Annotated in this window: 23 protein-coding genes; 10 read left to right on the top strand and 13 right to left on the bottom strand. The window is 44.7% G+C overall.

The genetic code is table 11. From position 1 onward, the window contains the following. The first annotated feature begins 135 nt into the window (after positions 1–135). The 3 genes from ABIB39_RS16665 to ABIB39_RS16655 all read left to right on the top strand — a co-directional run bounded on the left by ABIB39_RS16665 (position 136) and on the right by ABIB39_RS16655 (position 2,018). A complete protein-coding gene (locus ABIB39_RS16665) occupies positions 136–306 on the top strand; it encodes a hypothetical protein (RefSeq protein ID WP_354431304.1) in 171 nt (56 codons plus the stop codon). 42 nt (positions 307–348) lie between these two features. After that, positions 349–606, top strand: a complete 258-nt coding sequence (locus ABIB39_RS16660; protein WP_354431303.1) for a hypothetical protein — start codon at positions 349–351, stop codon at positions 604–606. Positions 607–755: 149 nt separating this feature from the next. Then, positions 756–2,018, top strand: a complete 1,263-nt coding sequence (locus tag ABIB39_RS16655) for a metallophosphoesterase (RefSeq protein ID WP_354457398.1) — start codon at positions 756–758, stop codon at positions 2,016–2,018. A gap of 26 nt (positions 2,019–2,044) precedes the next feature. Here ABIB39_RS16655 and ABIB39_RS16650 read toward each other — a convergent pair whose 3' ends face one another. Together ABIB39_RS16650 and ABIB39_RS16645 are read right to left on the bottom strand one after the other, a co-directional pair. Then, on the bottom strand, positions 2,045–3,058 hold the full coding sequence (locus tag ABIB39_RS16650) for an ABC transporter ATP-binding protein (RefSeq protein WP_354431301.1): 1,014 nt from the start codon (positions 3,056–3,058) through the stop codon (positions 2,045–2,047). Between the two features lie 151 nt (positions 3,059–3,209). After that, positions 3,210–4,169, bottom strand: coding sequence for a hypothetical protein (locus tag ABIB39_RS16645; RefSeq protein ID WP_354431300.1), 960 nt, complete (start codon positions 4,167–4,169; stop codon positions 3,210–3,212). 179 nt (positions 4,170–4,348) lie between these two features. On the opposite strand from ABIB39_RS16645, the gene ABIB39_RS16640 reads away from it, so the two are divergent. Both ABIB39_RS16640 and ABIB39_RS16635 read left to right on the top strand, forming a co-directional pair. Next, entirely contained in the window at positions 4,349–4,561 is a 213-nt protein-coding gene (locus ABIB39_RS16640) for a hypothetical protein (protein WP_354431299.1), read from the top strand. 21 nt (positions 4,562–4,582) lie between these two features. Continuing rightward, complete coding sequence (locus ABIB39_RS16635) at positions 4,583–5,140, top strand: YdeI/OmpD-associated family protein (protein WP_354431298.1); 558 nt, start codon at positions 4,583–4,585, stop codon at positions 5,138–5,140. A gap of 156 nt (positions 5,141–5,296) precedes the next feature. Here ABIB39_RS16635 and ABIB39_RS16630 read toward each other — a convergent pair whose 3' ends face one another. The 4 genes from ABIB39_RS16630 to ABIB39_RS16615 form a co-directional block, all read right to left on the bottom strand. Beyond that, positions 5,297–5,656 (bottom strand): DUF1493 family protein, encoded by a 360-nt coding sequence (locus tag ABIB39_RS16630; protein ID WP_354431297.1) that lies wholly within the window; start codon positions 5,654–5,656, stop codon positions 5,297–5,299. Between the two features lie 307 nt (positions 5,657–5,963). Further along, a complete protein-coding gene (locus ABIB39_RS16625; protein ID WP_354431296.1) occupies positions 5,964–6,473 on the bottom strand; it encodes a GNAT family N-acetyltransferase in 510 nt (169 codons plus the stop codon). A 234-nt stretch (positions 6,474–6,707) separates the two neighbouring features. After that, complete coding sequence (locus ABIB39_RS16620) at positions 6,708–7,043, bottom strand: cupin domain-containing protein (RefSeq protein WP_354431295.1); 336 nt, start codon at positions 7,041–7,043, stop codon at positions 6,708–6,710. Positions 7,044–7,111: 68 nt separating this feature from the next. Continuing rightward, entirely contained in the window at positions 7,112–8,188 is a 1,077-nt protein-coding gene (locus ABIB39_RS16615) for an acyltransferase (RefSeq protein ID WP_354431294.1), read from the bottom strand. Positions 8,189–8,302: 114 nt separating this feature from the next. Between ABIB39_RS16615 and ABIB39_RS16610 the strand changes: the two genes are divergently transcribed. From ABIB39_RS16610 to ABIB39_RS16600, 3 genes are all read left to right on the top strand, one after another. Further along, positions 8,303–9,202 carry a DnaJ C-terminal domain-containing protein gene (locus ABIB39_RS16610; RefSeq protein WP_354431293.1) on the top strand — a complete coding sequence of 300 codons (900 nt, stop codon included), beginning with the start codon at positions 8,303–8,305 and terminating at the stop codon, positions 9,200–9,202. Between the two features lie 6 nt (positions 9,203–9,208). After that, the gene (locus ABIB39_RS16605) at positions 9,209–9,502 is read left to right on the top strand and encodes a chaperone modulator CbpM (RefSeq protein WP_354431292.1); all 294 of its coding nucleotides are present in this window, start codon (positions 9,209–9,211) and stop codon (positions 9,500–9,502) included. Positions 9,503–9,595: 93 nt separating this feature from the next. Continuing rightward, positions 9,596–9,901 carry a hypothetical protein gene (locus ABIB39_RS16600; RefSeq protein ID WP_354431291.1) on the top strand — a complete coding sequence of 102 codons (306 nt, stop codon included), beginning with the start codon at positions 9,596–9,598 and terminating at the stop codon, positions 9,899–9,901. A gap of 84 nt (positions 9,902–9,985) precedes the next feature. Here the strand turns inward: ABIB39_RS16600 and ABIB39_RS16595 are convergent, their stop codons facing one another. The 5 genes from ABIB39_RS16595 to kaiC all read right to left on the bottom strand — a co-directional run bounded on the left by ABIB39_RS16595 (position 9,986) and on the right by kaiC (position 14,866). Beyond that, entirely contained in the window at positions 9,986–10,759 is a 774-nt protein-coding gene (locus ABIB39_RS16595) for an enoyl-CoA hydratase/isomerase family protein (protein ID WP_354431290.1), read from the bottom strand. A gap of 79 nt (positions 10,760–10,838) precedes the next feature. Then, a complete protein-coding gene (locus ABIB39_RS16590) occupies positions 10,839–12,488 on the bottom strand; it encodes a PAS domain-containing sensor histidine kinase (protein WP_354431289.1) in 1,650 nt (549 codons plus the stop codon). 3 nt (positions 12,489–12,491) lie between these two features. Further along, the gene (locus ABIB39_RS16585) at positions 12,492–12,815 is read right to left on the bottom strand and encodes a circadian clock KaiB family protein (protein WP_354431288.1); all 324 of its coding nucleotides are present in this window, start codon (positions 12,813–12,815) and stop codon (positions 12,492–12,494) included. 18 nt (positions 12,816–12,833) lie between these two features. Next, entirely contained in the window at positions 12,834–13,124 is a 291-nt protein-coding gene (locus tag ABIB39_RS16580) for a circadian clock KaiB family protein (protein WP_354431287.1), read from the bottom strand. Further along, a complete protein-coding gene (gene kaiC / locus ABIB39_RS16575) occupies positions 13,124–14,866 on the bottom strand; it encodes a circadian clock protein KaiC (protein ID WP_354431286.1) in 1,743 nt (580 codons plus the stop codon). Before kaiC ends, ABIB39_RS16580 begins: the two co-directional genes overlap by 1 nt. Positions 14,867–15,201: 335 nt before the next feature. Between kaiC and ABIB39_RS16570 the strand changes: the two genes are divergently transcribed. Together ABIB39_RS16570 and ABIB39_RS16565 are read left to right on the top strand one after the other, a co-directional pair. Beyond that, complete coding sequence (locus tag ABIB39_RS16570; RefSeq protein WP_354431285.1) at positions 15,202–17,826, top strand: PAS domain-containing protein; 2,625 nt, start codon at positions 15,202–15,204, stop codon at positions 17,824–17,826. Between the two features lie 65 nt (positions 17,827–17,891). Further along, positions 17,892–18,248 carry a response regulator transcription factor gene (locus tag ABIB39_RS16565; RefSeq protein ID WP_354431284.1) on the top strand — a complete coding sequence of 119 codons (357 nt, stop codon included), beginning with the start codon at positions 17,892–17,894 and terminating at the stop codon, positions 18,246–18,248. 98 nt (positions 18,249–18,346) lie between these two features. Here the strand turns inward: ABIB39_RS16565 and ABIB39_RS16560 are convergent, their stop codons facing one another. Further along, the gene (locus tag ABIB39_RS16560) at positions 18,347–18,793 is read right to left on the bottom strand and encodes a DUF983 domain-containing protein (protein WP_354431283.1); all 447 of its coding nucleotides are present in this window, start codon (positions 18,791–18,793) and stop codon (positions 18,347–18,349) included. After that, positions 18,790–19,665, bottom strand: coding sequence for a helix-turn-helix domain-containing protein (locus tag ABIB39_RS16555; RefSeq protein ID WP_354431282.1), 876 nt, complete (start codon positions 19,663–19,665; stop codon positions 18,790–18,792). Before ABIB39_RS16555 ends, ABIB39_RS16560 begins: the two co-directional genes overlap by 4 nt. Positions 19,666–19,679: the final 14 nt, after the last annotated feature.

Raw genomic sequence — 19,679 nt, 5'->3', positions numbered from 1 at the left:
TCAAATCATTGTTTGCGTGCTTTAAACGCGCTTTGTAACAACTTAGTGATACTACCTGCTTTGGATTAAACTTCGCAATGCCGCTGTAGTTTAACTTATAACAAACAGGAATTAGAATATAAAAAACATAAGATCATGAAAAAGGAAATTGTAAGATTGTTAGCGTTATTGGTATTTGGCGCAGCAGCATTAACCGGATGTTCAATTGAAAACCAGGGCCGCCACGGTAAATATAATAATAACCGTAACCACCGCGACCACCATGATTACCATAATAACGACCATCATTATAACAACGGTTATTAATAAACATATCAACATCAATAATTACATCTAAATATAAACATCATGAAATATCTAAAAGTATTAGCCGTAGCAGTAGTAACCATGTTTGCCTTTGAAGGGGCAAAAGCACAAGTAGTTGTTAGCGCCCATATTGGCACACCTGCCCCACGCCGTACCGTAGTAGTTGAACGGCCCGTAGAACGCCGTGAGGTAGTAGTAAACAGTCGTCACCGCAGGTATTACCGCCGCCCGGTAGTGGTTGAAAGGCGTGCATACTATCATCGCCCGGCACATCGCCGTGTGGTGGTAAGGCACTATTAATATATACGATAATAAATTTGAAGCCCTCCTGAACTTTCAGGGGGCTTTTTATTTTACACCGGTGCGGGTATCAATTTATTGGCTGTCAGTATTTTTACATCCCAATTACCTTCACTTTTTTATATTGCGGGCTTTATTTCAAATTACAGATGCACAGAAGCGGTTTTCTTAAGTTTTTCCTGGCTATATCGGCCTTTATGTTACTTATGGACTGGTATGTTTTTAACGGCTTGCGTACCCTTACTGCCCATTGGCAAAACCGCCCTGCAAGGCTGATCCTTATCTGGGGTTTCCTGATTATATCGGTGGCTGTAACGGTAGTGTTCCTGGTAGGGCTTAATACTTTAAGTACCGCTAAAGGGATGACGCCTTTCCACGAGTGGATGCTGAGTTTATTTCTCACCTTTTTTGTTACTAAGCTCGTATTTGTAATTGTGCTTTCGCTGGGCGATCTGGGCCGTTTTATAACGGGTATTATACACGCGGTGACAAAGGACGGCAAAACGGGCGAATCCATATTCCCGTCCCGACGTAAATTTATCAGCGAGATTGCCATCCTGCTGGCCGCTATACCTTTTACCGCTTTTTTTTATGCGATGCTGCGCGGCAAATACGATTATAAGGTACATCGCCAAACACTTTATTATGATGAATTGCCGCAAGCTTTTGACGGCTTTACTATTACCCAGCTATCTGATATCCACTCGGGGAGTTTCGACAATGTGAAGGCCATGCAACGCGGTATCGACCTCGCCAAAGGCCAAAAATCCGACCTTTTTGTTTTCACCGGCGACCTTGTGAATAATGCCGCATGGGAAATTGAACAGTATATTGATGATTTTGGGGCGATAAAAGCACCTTTTGGTCAATTCTCTATTTTGGGTAACCACGATTATGGCGACTATATAGCCTGGGAGAGTGAGCAGGCGAAGCATGATAACCTTGCCAAGCTAAAACAACACCACGCCGAACTGGGCTACCGTTTATTGCTTGACGAGAACGTATTAATCGAAAAAGGAGGACAAAAAATAGCTTTGGTTGGGGTAGAGAACTGGGGCGAAGGCTTCGTACAAAAAGGCGATCTCGACCGCGCCCTTAAAGGCGCTGATCTAAACGCTTTCAAGATCCTGTTATCGCATGACCCTACCCATTGGGAAAAGAAGGTGCGCTACCACCCGGTTGATGTGCATTTAACCCTTTCGGGACATACCCACGGCGCGCAGTTCGGTATCGAAGCTGCCGGCCTAAAATGGAGCCCGGTCAAGTACCGCTACCTGGATTGGGCTGGCCTGGTGAACAATAAAAACCGCTACCTATACGTAAACCGCGGCTTCGGCTTCCTGGCATTCTCAGGCCGCCTCGGCATATGGCCGGAGATAACGGTGATAACATTGAAGAAGCGCAGCGTATAGTTAAATGCCGCAATGATGCGTGGCCTTCAACTCAACCATTTTCCAAACTCATAAAACTTTTTAATGCTGATGCTTATTTTGCTGCCAACAGTGTACTTGCGGCGGGCGTAATTGATCACACGCAGGGTTACCTCCTCACGTTCGATGATGAGTTCTTCAAAAAAGCCTTTAAAAAGCACTTGTTTAACCACCCATTTCGGGCCCATGCCCAAGGCAGTAATGCTGATGTGCTCGGCGTAAATTACTACCGTACCACGTTTCGATTTTATGCCGCAAACCTTAGCTTGCGCCGTGGTAAGTTCGCTGCAATTGATTAAAATTTTGGCGGTATAAAGTAATTTAGGGTCGTTATAAAGCGTTTCCGGAGAGCCATATTCCACAATTTCACCTTCCTTTATTACAATCAGTTCATCGGCCATGGAAAGGAGCTCGGCAGGGTCGTGCGATACCAGTATGACGGTAACGCCCCATTCTTTTACGATCTGGCGGATATCGTGCTGCAGGCTTTCGCGGTAGGCGGCATCAACCTGGTTAAAGGGTTCGTCGAGCATCAACACTTCGGGGCGATTAATGAGGGCTTTGGCAATAGTTACCCGTTGCTTTTCGCCACCGCTAAGCTTGCTAAAGGGTTGTTCGCGTAGTTCATAGATCCCCAGTAAGTTTAGCGCCTGGGTAGTTTTCTGGATCTTGTAATTGGCATCTTCGGTAGGCAGGCCGCGGCCTACATTATCCCATACGTTAGCGCTCATGTCCATACCCGTATTATCCTGGCTTACCATGGTAATGGCAACCTGCGCCGCTGTAAAATTAGCCGTGCGAACGGGGAGGGGCTGCCCATGAAAAAATACGTCGCCCGAGTCGGGTTTCATAGCGCCCGACAATAGTTTTAACAGCGTAGTTTTACCGCTGCCGCTTTCGCCCACAATGGCGGTAATTTTGCCCTTAGGTATAAAAATGGTAATGTTATTAACGCCCGAAGATTTATCTCCAAAAAAGTTTTTGGTAACCGATGTGGTTTCGAGTATCAGGTCGTTGTTCATTTATGGGATAAGGCATGGGTGTAACTCGTTTCAAACCTAACCTATAAAACGTACAACTCAAAGAAAAAATAACACAGTACAAAAGAAAGCTATAAAAAAATGCGGCATCTTTTTGGTGGATGCCGCATGTAATCATTGTTTAAAAGATGTGTTACCAAGAAACATTTGTTGTGTTTGTACTTAGCCCATCGGTATTCCAAGGTGGCAATACCCTTGCATAATAAGTCCCTGTTAATGTCAATGTAATATTATCGCTATATGACTGATATGTACATAACACATAATCAAGATTTTGTCCATCTGTCTGTGAAAGATTAATATTTGAACCGGTAATATGTGATTGCGCGCCGGTACCAGTATTTGCGTATGAAACGTCGAATGACATTCCTGTTATTTTTTTTTCGGTTGATTCCCCTGCCGGTTTCCAGTTATACGGACTACTCGCTAAATATTCTTGCTTAATTCTTGTATGTACAATTCCTACATATGTATCTCTGAAGTTTTGTACTTCGTAAACAAATTTGCGCTTACTGTTATTACTGCCGTTTCTTAAAAAATAGTATTGGTAACGTGCATCAATACCATTACCACCTAAACCTATGCTTTGTGTTGAAATGTTTTCTTTTAATGTCACAATAGTTTCATTGCCTACCTTGAACTTTAATTTCCCTAAAGATGGATTCTCTTTTATTTTTTGCAATAATGCCTCATCATTATGGGGGACTAAATACTTGTATCCCTTATTAAAGTATACAATTGTGTCTCCAATCATATATTCACCGCTTTTATTAATAACAGAAGCATAGAAATCAGGAAATCCAAAGCTTTCGAAATGTTCGTTAGCTAAAGAATCTTGTCTTAGGGATGAAAAATTTAAACTTTTCTCCCACTTAGTTAATTTATCTGGAGGGATGTTAGTTAGTGTTTTAAATACCTCTATTAAAGATTTTGTGTCTTTAAAAACAAGGCGACCATTTTGATTACTTACTAAAGCTAACGATGTTTGACTAGTGTTTGCAGGTGATGAGAGTTCATTTTCTTTTTTACAAGAAAACACTGTTAAAGTTAAGATCGATAACGTTAGGGTTAAAATTGATAGGCTTTTTCTCATGGTAAGTGTTTATTTATTTCTCAATGATACTAATTTTAATTATAAAACAAATATTAATTATAAAAAATATAATTTATACAGATGTTAATATAAAGTTAATATTTAGTATCGCTTCAGTTAATCCCCACCTTCGCAAACATTTAGGCCTAAATATTTATTCACCTATTAAATCTATCATCATGAACAGAACCATCGGAATTGTACTTATCGTTATTGGCGCGGCCATGCTCATCTGGACAGGCTTCACGTACACCAAAAAAGAAAAAATAGTAGATGCAGGGCCGATACAGATCTCTGCCGACAGACAAAAATCGGTAAACTGGCCACCATATTTGGGCGGCATATTATTAGTGGGCGGGATTGTTATTGTCGCCACATCAAAAAAAGCCTAACGCTTCCGTATATTAGCGGTAATGGATCCAACTTTTTTTGACGCCCCTGCCGATTTTCGCGACTGGCTGCAAAAGCACGCCCATGAAGAAACCGAACTGCTGGTTGGTTATTATAAAGTGGGTAGTGGTAAACCAAGCATTACCTGGCCGCAATCGGTCGACGAAGCCCTGTGCTTTGGCTGGATAGACGGCGTGCGAAGGTCTGTAGATGCAGAAGCGTATTGCATCCGTTTTACCCCACGCAAACCTACCAGTATCTGGAGCGCCGTAAATATCAAAAAAGTTGCCGACCTTACCGAGAAAGGCCTGATGCAACCCGCCGGAATTGCCGCCTTTGCTAAACGGAAAGCAGAAAAGTCGGCTATCTATAGCTTTGAAGTTGCACCAATGGTGCTGAAGCCTGAATACCAAAAACAATTTAAGGCCAACAAAAAAGCCTGGGCTTTTTTTGAGGCACAGGCACCATGGTATAAACGCTTAACCATCCACCGCGTTATGTCGGCCAAGCAAGAGAAAACACAGCTAAGCCGTTTGGTAAATATTATCGCGGCGAGCGAAAGGGGAGAGATAATAAGATAAGGCGTAACCACCACAACAAAATGCAAAAATACTGTCATCCCGGTTTGTTAGCTACCAAACCAGGCCCCACACTGTAAATAGCAGACCTGTCAAAGCCGTATTTAGTGTGAGATGCTGCCCTCCGGCCGGTGCGCAGCACGACAGTTATCTTCAATATTATATCAGTTTGCCGTTCTCGATAGCATCCTGCAAAACAGCGATCTTAAACTTGGGCTTATAACAGTAACCTGCTAATTTTTTTACCCACGGGCGGTGGTAACCAAATACCGTTTTTAGCATTCGCACCCTTGCAGACCCCTTTGGATAGCCATATTTATACCAGCTAAATTTGGAGTTGTCGATGGCGAAATGTTCGGCAAATTCGGCCAGGAAAAGGTCTATCTCTATATCGTAAATATCAAGATCAAGATCGATACTGGTGTTGGGGTGTAGCTGCGAGGTATCAACCCGGCTTACCTTGTACCGGTTACAGTAGTTGATGATAAAATCTTTTAACTGTGGTTGAATTTGGTCCATGCGATCCCGTTAGTTATCCATAGGACACCGCTTTTTGGCCGGCGTTGCAGTCTAAAAGTATGAAAAAGGATGTTAAGTTGATTTTATTTAACTTTTATTAACGGGTGCTTGTAACGCTAAGTGGTAATTTTTCCTTTAGAGAGATGGCTGGTTTTATTCATTGCCGTCCAATTTATGGGGCGGAATAACAAAGAAGCATTGAGGCTTCAGCCTAAACTCAATATTGTGGCTAAAGCCAAATAGTTTTCATATCAGTCCGTTGATTAAAGTCAACGGCAATGAATATTATTATAAGGGGACATACTGATCATACACTCTTTTCCAACTTATACATTTTTACCGGCTGCTTCAATATGCCGTTACGCTCGGGTATGTTCAGCGGAATAATTTCGCCGGTTTTGGCGTAGCCGCGGCGTTCATACCACTCCAGCAACTCGGTGCGGGTGGTGATAACCGTCATGGCTATGGTATGGAAGTTGATGCTGCGGGCGTAATCTTCGGCGGCTTGTAGAAGCTTGCGGCCAAGTCCGCCGGCCTGTAGGGTGGGCGATACGGTAAGCATGCCCAGGTAAAGTTTGTCGCCGCGTTTTTGCAGGTAAACACAACCGGTTATGTGGCCATCGTCATTAGTGTTTTTAAGGATAATGGAATTCTTGTCGTCCATTTGCCCGGTTAGGTCCTCAGCGTCGATACGTTGCCCGTCGATAAGGTTAGCCTCGGTAGTCCAGCCTTTTTTGGAACTTTCGCCCCGGTAGGCAGAGTTGATAAGGGTAACCAGTTCGGGAACATCAGTAAGGGTAGCGGGTATTATAGCCATTCGGCAAATTTATTAAATCGAAACAAAAAAATGATTAGTAATGCGTACTACTTAACGCATGCTGTTTTACTCACCCGGTCATTGCTTCGCTTGACCACCCTCTCTTCGCTGCGCGGAAAGAGGGTATTGCTTATTTTGGTTTTTACCTTCTTTGCGAAGCAGAGACGGTCGACCAGCATTGCGATCCCGATAGCTATCGGACAGGGTGAGTAATTGAACAAGCGACAAAAATCATTACAAATCCCGATAATCTTCCCGCACCGGGCTAAACACATCTATCAGCCTGCAATCTGTAATGGCTAACCCGCTGTGACGAACGTTGGACGGGATTACCGCGAACATATTGCTATCTAAAACCTGCACCTCGCCAGCAACCGTTAGCTGAAACTGCCCCTCCAGCACAAAAGACATTTGTTCGTGAACGTGCTGATGATCTGGCACGCTGTTGCCGGCCTTCACCTCTATAAAATTGATGGTGTTATTCGCGGTATGTATCAGTTTGGAGAAAAAGCCGGGTGCAATTTCTTTGGCGTCGATGTCTGAGAATTGGCGGAAAATGTTTGTGCTCATGGTTGCAAGATAGTAAAGAAACAATTTTTTTCACGCCCTTCCCTTCGCAGAGGGCCGGGGTGAGGCTTTTATCCCACTATATACATACTCCCCGGCAAGTAGGATAAGATCTTGATGCCGATATACGTCACTACAAATGTACATATTGCCAGCACAGGTATCACCAGCGCTACATTGTGCAGCCAGTTGTTTATGATGGGGAATAACTGCACAAGCACTAAAATATGCGCCAGGTACATACCATAGGTAAGGCCTGATACTTTAGCCATAAAAGTTTCCATACCGGCACTGTTAAAGCTAATAACGCGGAACATAAGGAATAATCCCGTTGCCATCATGGCTACATTAATGGTTGGGAATGCCCAGGAAAGTTCCAGTTCGGGCAGGTCTTTAGCAAATGGCAATTGGTGATCGAACACCATGTGGGTAATAAGGTAACCGGCGATTAATAAAACGGATCCCACAACAAAGCCGGCCCTTTTAGAAATGGTAACATGCTCTTTAATGTAATTGCCCAGCAATAGGTAGCCTATATAGCCCGAGAAATAGTAACCGCTGTGGTATTTGTTCCAAAAGCACTCGCCCCAAACTTCGGGAATAACGGTTTTGATGTAGGGGAAGCACAATGTAACTACCCAAATAAGCAAAAAGATCTGCTTGAATTGCTTGGATGCCGTTTGCACCCACGGCGAAAATATGGGAATAAACAAGTACACGCCGATAAACATATATACAAACCACAAATGCCCCGCACTTGGCGCAAAGTTGATGGGGATCATGTACAGATCATGCCACATTTGGCCTGCGTTGCTGCTGCCCAGCAGGTAAGGCACAATGGCGTACATGGTGCTCCAAAACAGGAACGGGATAAGCAGGCGGCTAAATCTGCGCTTATAAAACTGGCTTCCGGTCTCTTTAATGGGTAGCAATAAATAGCCCGAGATCATGACGAATAAGGGTACGCATGCCCGCATAAAACTGCCGTAATTATTTACCCAGGTGTGGTCCTGCCTTATGATCTGGCCCTTATCGCCGATGTAGAAAAATTCGCCCGAGTGCACGATAAGAACCATAAGGCAGGCGACGATCCTTAACACGTTAAGATAGGCGGTTGGGCTGCTTTTAAAGGCGGTTGGGGCTTGCATTGCGCGCATAGTTTATTAATTGGTGCCCTAATTTATATAAAACGGCGGTATTTATACACATAAGTTAAAACTTAGCCCCAACTTAGGCGTTTTAAAAATACATCGTATTTAGCTATGGCATTTATTGATTATTATAAGATACTGGGCATCAGCAAAACCGCTACTGATAAAGATATCAAAAGCGCGTACCGCAAAATGGCCCGCAAGCATCACCCCGATCTTAACCCCAACAACGCCGAGGCCGAAAAGCAATTTAAGGAGGTGAATGAAGCCAACGAAGTTTTAAGCGACCCCGAGAAGCGTAAAAAATATGATAAATACGGCGAGAACTGGCAACACGGCGAGGCCTACGAACAACAGTCCAGGCAGCAAAGCCAGCAACGCAACACAGGCGGTGGTGGCGGTTTTGACTTTGGCGGCGGTAGCGGCGGCGATTTCTCAGACTTTTTTAACTCGATGTTTGGCGGAGGCCCCCCGGGTGGTGGTGGTGGCAGATCGCAACAACGTTACCGCGGGCAGGATATGAATGCAAGCCTTAGCCTCGACCTCCGGGATATCCTGGAAAGTAAAAAACAAACCATAACCGTAAACGGTAAAAATATAAGGCTTACCATCCCCGCAGGGATAGCTGACGGCCAAAGTATAAAAATTGCAGGCCATGGTGGCGCAGGCAGTAACGGCGCACCCGCGGGCGACTTATATCTTAAATTCAACATCCCTGAGGATGCCGAATTTAAACGGGTAGGCAGCGACCTGTACCGAAATATTAACCTTGACCTATATACCGCAGTTTTAGGTGGCGAAATTACTGCCGATACCTTAACGGGCAAGGTGAAGTTGAAAGTCGCCCCCGGTACGCAGATTGGCACTAAGGTAAAGCTGAAAGGTAAGGGCGTGCCTGTTTATAAAAAGGAAGGCCTGTTTGGCGACCTGTACCTTACCTACAACGTGCAACTGCCAACCACGCTTACCGACAAGCAAAAAGAGTTATTTGAAGAACTGGCTAAATCATAAACCGATATGAGGACCGAAAATTTAATAACCGTAAACGATTTTTGTGTGTACCACAATGTGGAATACACCTTTGTTGATTACCTGGCCGATGCGGGGCTAATTAAAGTAACAACCGTTAACAAAACCAATTGCATCCCGCTGGACGAGATCCAACATTTAGAACAGCTGGTACGTCTGCATAACGAGCTGGAGATTAACGAACCGGGTATAGCAACCATAAATAATTTGCTGCAAAAATTGGAGGATATGGAACAGGAAATGAGTGTTTTACGCAGCAAATTGCGCCTTTACGAAGAGTAAAATACGAAAAATGGCCGATTTTTATTAAACCATAGTACCGTTATGGTGTCATACTTACAAATGAAACTATAATTGTAAATAAAATTCACTACCATGAAGACTCTTAAAATTTCAATAATCGCATTAGCACTTACCCTTGGCGCACATATTGCAAACGCACAAGTTAGGGTAGGGATAGGTATAAATTTAGGCACACCGGTACGTTATGTAGAACGCCCTGTGGTTTATGATGAACCCGTAGTTTATGAACGCCCGGTTGTTTATCACAGATACAGCCGGCCGGTATATTACCGCACCCGTTATTACAATCGCCCGGTTTACCGTAACGTAGAATATCGCGATCACGGTAGGGGTTGGGGCCGCGGACATGGCGGTGGCAGAGGCCACGGCAGGCACTAATCCACTATAAATATTAAGAAAGCCCTTAAGCAATGAGGTGCTTTTTTTGTGCCATGCGTCTCGGCTCGATACGGATAGGGTGAGTTACTTCTTCAAAAATCCATTCAACGCCGCTTGTGTAAACTCAGACAATGCCAACTCGCCGCTAATGGCGGCGCGGTCTATAAGGAGTTTCTCCCAGTCCTCGGTGCCTTCCCATAAAATCTGTTTGAGGCCGATAAGTGCCTCCGGATGGTAAGATGCAAGGCGCTGGGTTAACAGCGAAAGGGCTTCATCTAAAGCTTTAGTATCGGCATAAACCTCGTTGTAAAGGCCTTTTTCCATAGCCCATTGCGCGGTTTGGAAATCTACCGCACGGATGGTTAACTGAGAAAATGCAGGTAAGCCTATTTTGCGGATCACGGCGGGCGAGATCACAAACGGACCTATCCCTATAGCCAGTTCACTTAGCTTGATGGATGCGGCTTCGGTAGCCAGGCAGTAATCGGCAGCGGCTGCAAGGCCTACACCACCACCAACTGCTTTACCCTGTACACGTGCAATAATTATTTTTGGCGATTTGCGGCAGGCGTTGATCACGTTGGCAAAGCCTGAAAAAAATATGGCGCCTGCTTCCTTATCTTTTATCTGAAGCAACTCGTCAAAACTGGCGCCCGCGCAAAAGGTGCGTTCACCGGCGCTTTGCAGTACAATGATTTTGGTTTGAGGGTCGGCACCGGCGGTATTTATTTTATCGGTGAGTTCCTGCAACAATAGGGCGGGCAACGAGTTTTGGGCGGGGTGGTAAAAACCTATGGTAGTTACGCCATCGGCTGTTGTGTTAGATATTACGTTTCCGTTTGTGCTGTCGTTTATCATCGGGCTGATATAAATGCGCGGCAATATCCGCAATTTAAACGGACCTGCAAATTATTGCCGGTAAACAAACACTAAGAGCCTAAGCCAGTGGCAACTCAAAATAAAATGTAGAGCCTTTGCCCGGCTCGCTATTAACCCCAATGGTGCCATGGTGATTATCAATGATCTGTTGCGAGATATAAAGGCCCATACCCAAGCCGCTGGTCATGTTCTTTTTATCTTCTACCCGGTAAAAACGCTCAAAAATGCGATTGCGCTGATCGTTAGACAGGCCAATGCCATTATCGGTAACAGAAACACGCACATTGTCGCCACGCTTTTCGGTATTGATGATAACCGTTTTATTAACCTGCGAGTATTTTACAGCATTACTGATAAAGTTCATGAAAACCTGCTCTAAACGCTCGGCGTTACCTTTTACAATAAGTGATTCGTCGGCATTATTTATAAAAATATATGATGGATAAACGTGTAAAGAGGTATCAGTACTTTGGTTTATCAGTTCGGTAAGGTTTACTTCTTCAAATGCATACTCTAAACGGCCGGCCTTTATCTTACTTACATCAAGCAAGTCGTTTATTAAACTTTGCAGTTTATTGATAGATACGCCCGCCTTGCCTATGTATTGTTTAATAATAGGGGGCAACTCTTCTCGTTTATAACTTTCTATTAGCTGCAGGTATCCCTTTAAACTGGTTAACGGAGTTTTAAGTTCGTGGCTGGCAATGCCGATGAACTCGTCTTTGCGGTCCATTTCCCGTTTCTGATCCTCAATATCGGTAGCGGTGCCAACCCAAAATATGATCTCGCCCTCGTCATTTCTCAATGGTTGGGAACGGTTTAGGTGCCAGCGATAGACCCCGTCATGCCTGCGGTAACGGTTCTCTACCTCAAACATTTCGCCGGTTTTTAACGAGTTTGCGTACTTTTCGGCTGTTTCCTGCAAATCGTCGGGGTGTACCAGTTCTTGCCAGCCAAAAACACCGGTAGTATCAAAATCCAAACCTGTATAGTCGTACCAACGTTGATTGTATGAGTTTATGTTACCATCCGGCAGGTTGGTCCAGGTCATCTGTACAATATTGTTGGTAAGCAATTTAAAGTGTTCGCGGCTTATTAGTAAGTCGCCGGTGCGTTCTTTAACGGTTGCCTCCAGGCTATCATTCAGCTTTTCGGTATTTGCACGCGATTCCTCTAACTGGTTGTTACGTTGCTGCAGTTGCCTTTCGGTTTCTTTTAGTACGCTCAGGTCAGTAATAATGATACTAAGTGCGGTACCTGTGTCCAACTCAATCGTGTTGCACGAGAACAGGCAGTGCATATCCTTGCCACCGCCATCTTTCAGGATGATCTCCTGTCGGCAATCCTGGTCCCAGCTATTATGGATCACTTTTTTTAAAGTCTCTTTTGATGAATCGGGCACGAAAGACTTAAGCGGCATCCCTAAAACTTTTTCGAGCGGGGTGGCGGCCATTGCTGCAAAGCGTGTGTTGCAATATAAAACAATACCATCGCGGTTTATAGTAACGGCGCCTTCGCTCATGCGTTCAATAAACACACGGTAGGTTTGATCAGCAGTTTTTAGGGTATATAGCTGATGACCGTCGGTATCTTTTACCACAAGGGCATCCACCTGGCCGGTACGTATTGCATTAATGGTTTCATGCGCTTCTTCCAGTTGAAAGCGCAGTTCCTGAATTTCTTCTAAGGTGTTGTTCTGCTGCTTCATAAATTAACTGTTAGCAATACCCAACCCTTTTAAAACACGTGGAACATTGCTCATGTCGCCTATCATCCTCCGTTCGGGGTAAGGCGATTTTTTGATCATTAAAGGTACCGCAATTACATCCTCGCCTTCGGCAAGTTTGGGTTGCTGATGAATGTCGATGATCTCCAGCTCGTAGTTGCCTGCAAGATATTGCTCACAAATGGCTTTAGTATTCTCTACCGCGCGGATGGAATTGGGGGATGCCCCGGTAATAAATAAGCGTAATACGAAAGGCTCGGCCTTCGCATCATCGTCGTATCGGTCTAAACTCTCGTTCTTATCGGCCATAACTATAAGTTAATACAATTAAGCAGGGCGAATGTTTAAGCCCACCAGTACCTTTTCTTCGTTAGAGAGGTCGCCTATGATCTTGCGGATAGGCTCCGGTACTTTACGCACCAAAGTAGGAATAGCCAGTATCTGGTCGCCCTCAGCAAGTTGCGGTTTCTCCAACAGGTCAATAACTTCTATGCGGTACTGGCCTTGCAAATATTCTTCGCAGTATTTTTTAAGGTTAGTTAGTGCTGTAACACTTTTGGGCGTTTTGCCTGCAACGTACAGCCTTAGCTCCCATTTTTTATCTATTTGCTTTGCCATTACTTTTTAAGGGTTTTATTAACGGTTTCCGTTTGCTCGCCTCTTCTCATTCTGATCACTTCATCGCGGTTGGTTGATAAGATCTGTTTTTTTAATTCTTCTTCCAGGTACACCTTGTTCAGTTCTTCCTCTATCGATTCAAACTCGCTGTTAAGGCTGGCAATTTTTGCTTCCAATACCTGGCGTTTGCGTAGTATCTCGCGGTCTTTACGGCTAACGGCATTTGTACGGATAGCTTCGCCGGTTTGCTCAAGCAGCACTTGTTCTTTACGTGCCGAGCCGGTAAGTACACCACCAGGGCCAAAATAAACGTCAACAAGACTTAGGCCCTGGTCACTAATAATAAACTCGCGCACCTGGTTAGAGTGCTTCATCCCGCGCGATTTCATCACATACAAGCCGCGGTTGCGCTCGCCGTTAAATTCAATATCGCGCACCAGGATCCAGGCATCTACCAGTGATGATACACCCTCGTCGGTTTGCTCGTTTACGATGGTGTTTAATGATAGGGCGGTAAACATTACCGAGATCTGCTCTTCCTGCAAAAAATCTATCATGCGCACAAGCATGTTTTTAACATCGCTTACCGAACCAATATTAATGAAGTTGGTTATCGGGTCGATGATAACTACGCTTGGTTTATGCTTTTTAATAAGCTTGTGCATAGCCACCAGGTGCATTTCCAACCCATAAAGGTTTGGCCTCGACGCGTTAAATATCAGCAGGCCTTGATTTACGTAATCTTGTAGATCGACACCTATTGAACGGATGTTACGAATAATTTGCTGGGGAGATTCTTCCATTGCAAAGTACACGCACTTTTCGCCGCGGCGGCAGGTTTCGTTAGCGAAGGATGCCGCTAAACTTGTTTTACCTGTGCCTGCGGTGCCTGATACAAGCACGCTGCCACCACGAAACAGGCCTTTTCCACCAAGCATATCATCCAGCCCTTTTACCCCTGTAAATAAGCGCTCGCTGGATACATTGTTTGACATTTTTAGCGACGTAACCGGCAAAACTGATATTCCGTCTTCATCTATCAGGAACGGGTATTCGTTTGTGCCATGCACCGTGCCCCGGTATTTTATGATACGCAGGCGGCGTGTGGTTATCTGGTTAACCACGCGGTTATCAAGCAGTATTACGCAGTCGGATACATATTCCTCCAGCCCCTGGCGGGTTAACGAACCTTCGCCTCGTTCGCCCGTAATAATGGCTGTAACGCCTTTTTCCTTTAACCAGCTAAAAAGCCTGCGCAGTTCGGTACGTAAAACAGCAAGGTTATCCAGGCCGCTAAAAAGGTTTTCGAGCGTATCTAACACCACGCGTTTGGCGCCAATGCTGTCAATAGCGTAACCAAGGCGTATAAATAACCCTTCCAGGTCGTACTCGCCGGTTTCTTCTATCTCGCTGCGGTCAATATGTACGTGATCTATCTTTATTTTTTTCTCTTCCTGTAGTTTCTTCAGGTCAAACCCTAACGATGCCACGTTCATAGCCAAATCGTCGGTCTTTTCTTCAAATGCTACAAAAACGCCGGGCTCGTTGTATAGTACGGCTCCTCGCACAATAAACTCAATAGACATAAGGGTTTTACCGCAGCCAGCCTCGCCGCATATTAATGATGGCCTGCCAAGGGGCAAACCACCACCAGTAATTTCATCGAGCCCTACAATACCTGTTAATGCTTTGGGTAATGAGCCATACATTACAGGTTCTTTCTTTTTTTGAGATTTACTCATGGGTAATTTTTTTCAATAGTTCATAAAGTATAATACACTTATAAGACACCGGGGTTATTTATGCGATTATGTTATAAACTATCCGTATTAAAAATATTTACACCTAACTAAGCGGGTTTATAAATTGTTTGGTTTATAATACTTTTTTTACAATTAATTTGTAAAAACAACCTTCAAATAAGTTTTTTAACCGTCATTTAAGTTCAAGTAAAAATATTATTTGCCGGATTAGCTAAAATGGTACAGATGGTTTAATATTGTATAACATTCTGCGCGCCTACAGAATTTTACCTATATCGTAAGCAGTATGTTTATATCAATTTTTCTGCCGAAAAATGGAAAACGACTTCAAATCGAACGCGCAAAGCGAAAACATATTTAAAATACTGGTGGAGGAATCGCCCTCGCCGGTTGCCCTTTACATGGGCCGCGACCTGGTGATAACCCTCGCTAACGATGCCGTGTTAAAAGTATGGGGCAAAAACGCTGCCGTTATTGGAAAAACATTTAGGCAGGCACTACCTGAGCTGGAAGGGCAGGGCTTTTTTGAAATACTTGACGAAGTTTTTACAACCGGTGTAGCTTATGAAGCCCACGGCGCGCCGGTGGGCCTGATGTCCAATAATCAACTCAAAACATTTTATTTTAACTTTAATTATAAGCCACTAAAAAAAGAAAACGGCGAAGTTTGGGGAATATTAAATACTGCCGAGGATGTTACCGAATTGGTGCTTACCCGTAAAAAATTGGCGGAGGCCGAGGACCGGTCGCGCTTCGCGCTTGATTCTGCAGAACTGGGTGCCTGGGATATGGACCCCGCAAATGGCAATCTTACCTGGGACGAGCGCTGTAACGCCTTGCATGGTTTTGCACCCGGCGAGGTTACCGAATATACCGACATACTGAAAAATGTTCACCCGGATGACCTGGACCGTATCAAGCAAAACGTAGGCGTAGCTCTGGATGCAAGCGGCGACGGGTACTACGACGAATCCTTTAGGGTAATATGCCCCGAATCAAAAGAAATAAGATGGCTGCGCAGTAAAGGCAAGGCCTATTTTAACGAGCATGGTAGCTGCATCCGCTTTGCGGGCACTACGCAGGATATTACCAACGAGATCCATGACAAAGAAGAACAGCGTAAATTGATTACGCTGATAGATAACACATCCGACTTTATTAGCTTAAGCGACGTTGATGGTAACGTTACCTATGTGAACGCCGTTGGCCGTAAAATGGTGGGCCTGGAGGATACTGATAAGCTGACCCACAATTCTGAATTTATAATGCCGGGCGAATTGGATAAGTTGAAGAACAGCGTAAACAAATCGCTGCAAAAAGATGGCAAATGGAGCGGCGAGATCTTATACCGAAATTTTAAAACAGGCGAGGCTATCCCCGTTCAGGGTACAACCATGTATATATACGACCCGAGCGGCAATGCCCAGGGCCGTGCAACCATAGCCCGTGATCTGCGTGGCGAAATTGCCAATAAACAGGCCCTGGTTAATAGCGAACACCTGCTGCAAAATATTACCAGCGCGTCGCCAACGGCGCTATGGATGTCTGATGACCACGGCATGATCACCTACGCCAACAAAACCTGGACAGATTGGACAGGGCAGGCAACCGAAGATATTTTAGGCACAGGCTGGCTTCATTGTATCCTGCCCGAAGACAGGGTAAAGGCCGCCGAAAAGTTTTTAGAGGACCTTAAGGTGCAAAAGCCTTATGAGGTTGACTTTAGGATTCGCAGAAAAACAGGAGAAGTTCGTTGGTGCATCGCCACGGGCAACCCGCAGTATGATAATAATGGCGTGTTTAGGGGCTACATTGGCGCCTGTACAGATGTTACCGAAAAAACAATTACCGATATTGAGCTGCAACTGAAAAACAATGAGCTTAACGACCAGATAAAGCAGTTCGCGTTTGTGACAGACTTTATGCCCGTACAGCTTTGGACGGCCAAGCCTAACGGCGAACTGGACTACGTGAACCAGCAAACCCTTGATTTTTTTGGTTTGCCGATGGAAGATATAATTGGTGACAAATGGCCCAACAACCTGCACCCCGACGACCGCGACGGTTGCATCGCGGCCTGGGTGGAGTCGTTATCAACCGGGAGCCTGTACCAATACGAATTTAGATTGCTGGATAAGAACGGCGACTACAAATGGCACCTGGTGCGCGCCCTGCCTTTTGTGCGCGACGGCGAACTTGTACGCTGGTTTGGTACCAATACCGATATAAACGAGCAAAAAGAAATGCAGCGCCAAAAAGACGACTTTTTGGGCATCGCCAGTCACGAATTAAAAACCCCGGTTACCAGCATAAAGGCCTACGCGCAGGTACTTGGCGCTATGCTAAGTAAAGAGGGCGAAGAGAAAAAGGCCGCCATGGTGATGAAGATGGATGCACAGCTTAACCGCCTCACCAACCTGATAGGCGACCTGCTGGATGTCACCAAGATAAACTCGGGGCGTATCCTGTTCAATAAAGTTTGGTTCGATTTTAACCAGGCTATACAGGAGTGCGTGCAGGACTTGCAGCATACTACCCATAAGCATGTACTGGTAATGGATTTTAAAGAGACCGGAAGCATCTATTCTGATAAGGAGCGCATAGGGCAGGTGATAACCAACCTGGTTACCAACGCTATTAAATATTCGCCACAAAGCAACCGCATTGTCATTAGCACCGAGCGCGACGATAAAATGGTAACCGTTTGTGTGGAAGATTTTGGAATAGGCATAGCCGAAGATAAAAAGGAAAGGGTGTTTGAACAGTTCTATCGTGTTAGCGGGACAAAGCAGCATACTTTCCCCGGTTTGGGGTTAGGATTATACATTTCAAATGAGATAATACGGCGCGAAGGCGGTAAAATGTGGGTAAACAGCGTTGAGGGAAAAGGGTCTACTTTTTGCTTCTCGTTACCTGTTGAGATAACAGAGACGAAATGATATTTAAAAACCAGTTAAACCTGCCCGCAATTTATAACTCAAAATTGCACATTTAGATGAGCCAAATGCCCAAGAAGATAATGATTGCCGACGACGACCCAGGAATTGTAGATGCGGTAGAAATGATCCTCGAGTTTGAAGGGTACGCTGTTACTACAACTGTTGACGGGGCAACTGTGCTCGACATGAAACATGAACTGCCCGACCTGCTGCTGCTGGATATTTGGATGAGCGGCGAAGACGGCCGCGATATTTGCCGCAAACTAAAATCAGAATCCCTTACTAAAAATATACCGGTGATTATGATATCTGCCAGCAGGGACATTGCCTCATCTGCCTTTGCTGCCGGTGCCGACGATTTTTTGGCAAAGCCGTTTGAAATGGATGTGCTTTTGGAGAAAATAGAAAAGCTAACCAATTGAATTTATCCTTTCTATTTAGAGAATAATAAGGAACATCGAATTTTAAATGATGAAGTAAAAAATTTCGATATTGGGTGTTCGAAAATCATCATTCGATATTACTTCATTCCTTGTTGTGGGGTATCCACCTTCGCACTATCGGCCGCCCTCCAGGCCTCATAATTTAACCCGGGGGTTAGCCAATATAACAATGCCACCCTCGAGTATCGGTAATTAAAAGGCGACAAAACGAATATTACCCCCATCAATACCGCAACATATAACCACGGCGAGTTAGATCCTGTAAGCATGTGCAAGCCTATCGCGAAGATCAGCATTTCGGCCACGTTGAAGCTGTAGCTTACAAACATGGCTACATACCAATATCCCGGTTCGCGCTCGTAATGCAGGCCGCAGTGCGAGCAGCGCTCGTGCATTTTTTGTGAACTGAAACCATAGGTAGGCGTGCTATAAATATCGCCACGGCGGCAACGCGGGCACTTGGCTTTTATAAAACCTTCTAAAACGTGCACTTCTTTGGCGGGTTTAATATCAGATGTTATCATTGGGCTATTGGGTTTTTACGGAAATATTCGGGAGTAAATCCGGTGTATTTTTTAAAGAATTTGGTAAAGTAGGAGTTGTCGGCAAAGTTGAGTTTGGCGGCTATCTCGGTAATGTTTAGGTCGAGGTTTACTAGCAAGCGTTTAGCCTCCAGGATTACCCGGTTACGGATCACCTCACCTGCCGAAATGCCCAGCATATCGTTACACAAGGCATTTAAATGGTTGGGGGTGATGTACAGCAACGCCGCGTAATCTTTAGGGAGGCGCAGTTTAGCAAAGTTTTTATCGGTTAACCTCCTAAAGCTTTGCAGCAGCGTGTAATTATAAGTTGGCGTAGCGGCATTTTGACTTTGAGTATTGTGCCTTGCCACCAATATAAACAATTGCAGCATCAGCGTGCGGATCATATCCATCCCCATGCGGCTAATTTCATTGCTCTCCTGTATCAATTGCTCAAAAAGGGCCATTATCTGCTGGTGCAATTCAAGTTTTAGGTCGATCACCTCATCATCCACATTGCCGCTAAAGAATGGCAGGCTTTCCAAATAATCGGGCCTCAGCAAAAACGACTGGAAAAACTCCGCAGAAAAATTGATGATGTAGCCATCTACCGGGCCTTCAAAATTCCAGCGGTGTACCTGGCCCGGTACCATAAAATAAATTTGATAGGGTTTTACCGGGAAACTTGTAAAATCGATAGCATGGTTGCCGCCGCCCTCAGTAAATAATACCACATGGTAAAAAGTATGCTTATGTGGCAGGCTAAGGTTTTGATGTTTTAATAAATAAGGCGCAAAACGGCTGATAAGCAGATCGTTGTGCTGATGATCAGACAAAGAACAGATATCATAAACTGGGAACGCCTTTTTCATACTACAAAGATACT

The sequence above is a fragment of the Mucilaginibacter sp. UYP27 genome, assembly GCF_040547175.1.
In the GTDB taxonomy this organism is placed as follows: domain Bacteria; phylum Bacteroidota; class Bacteroidia; order Sphingobacteriales; family Sphingobacteriaceae; genus Mucilaginibacter.
The sequence above is the reverse complement of the archived record's forward strand: the minus strand, read 5'-3'. Positions and strand labels throughout refer to the sequence as shown.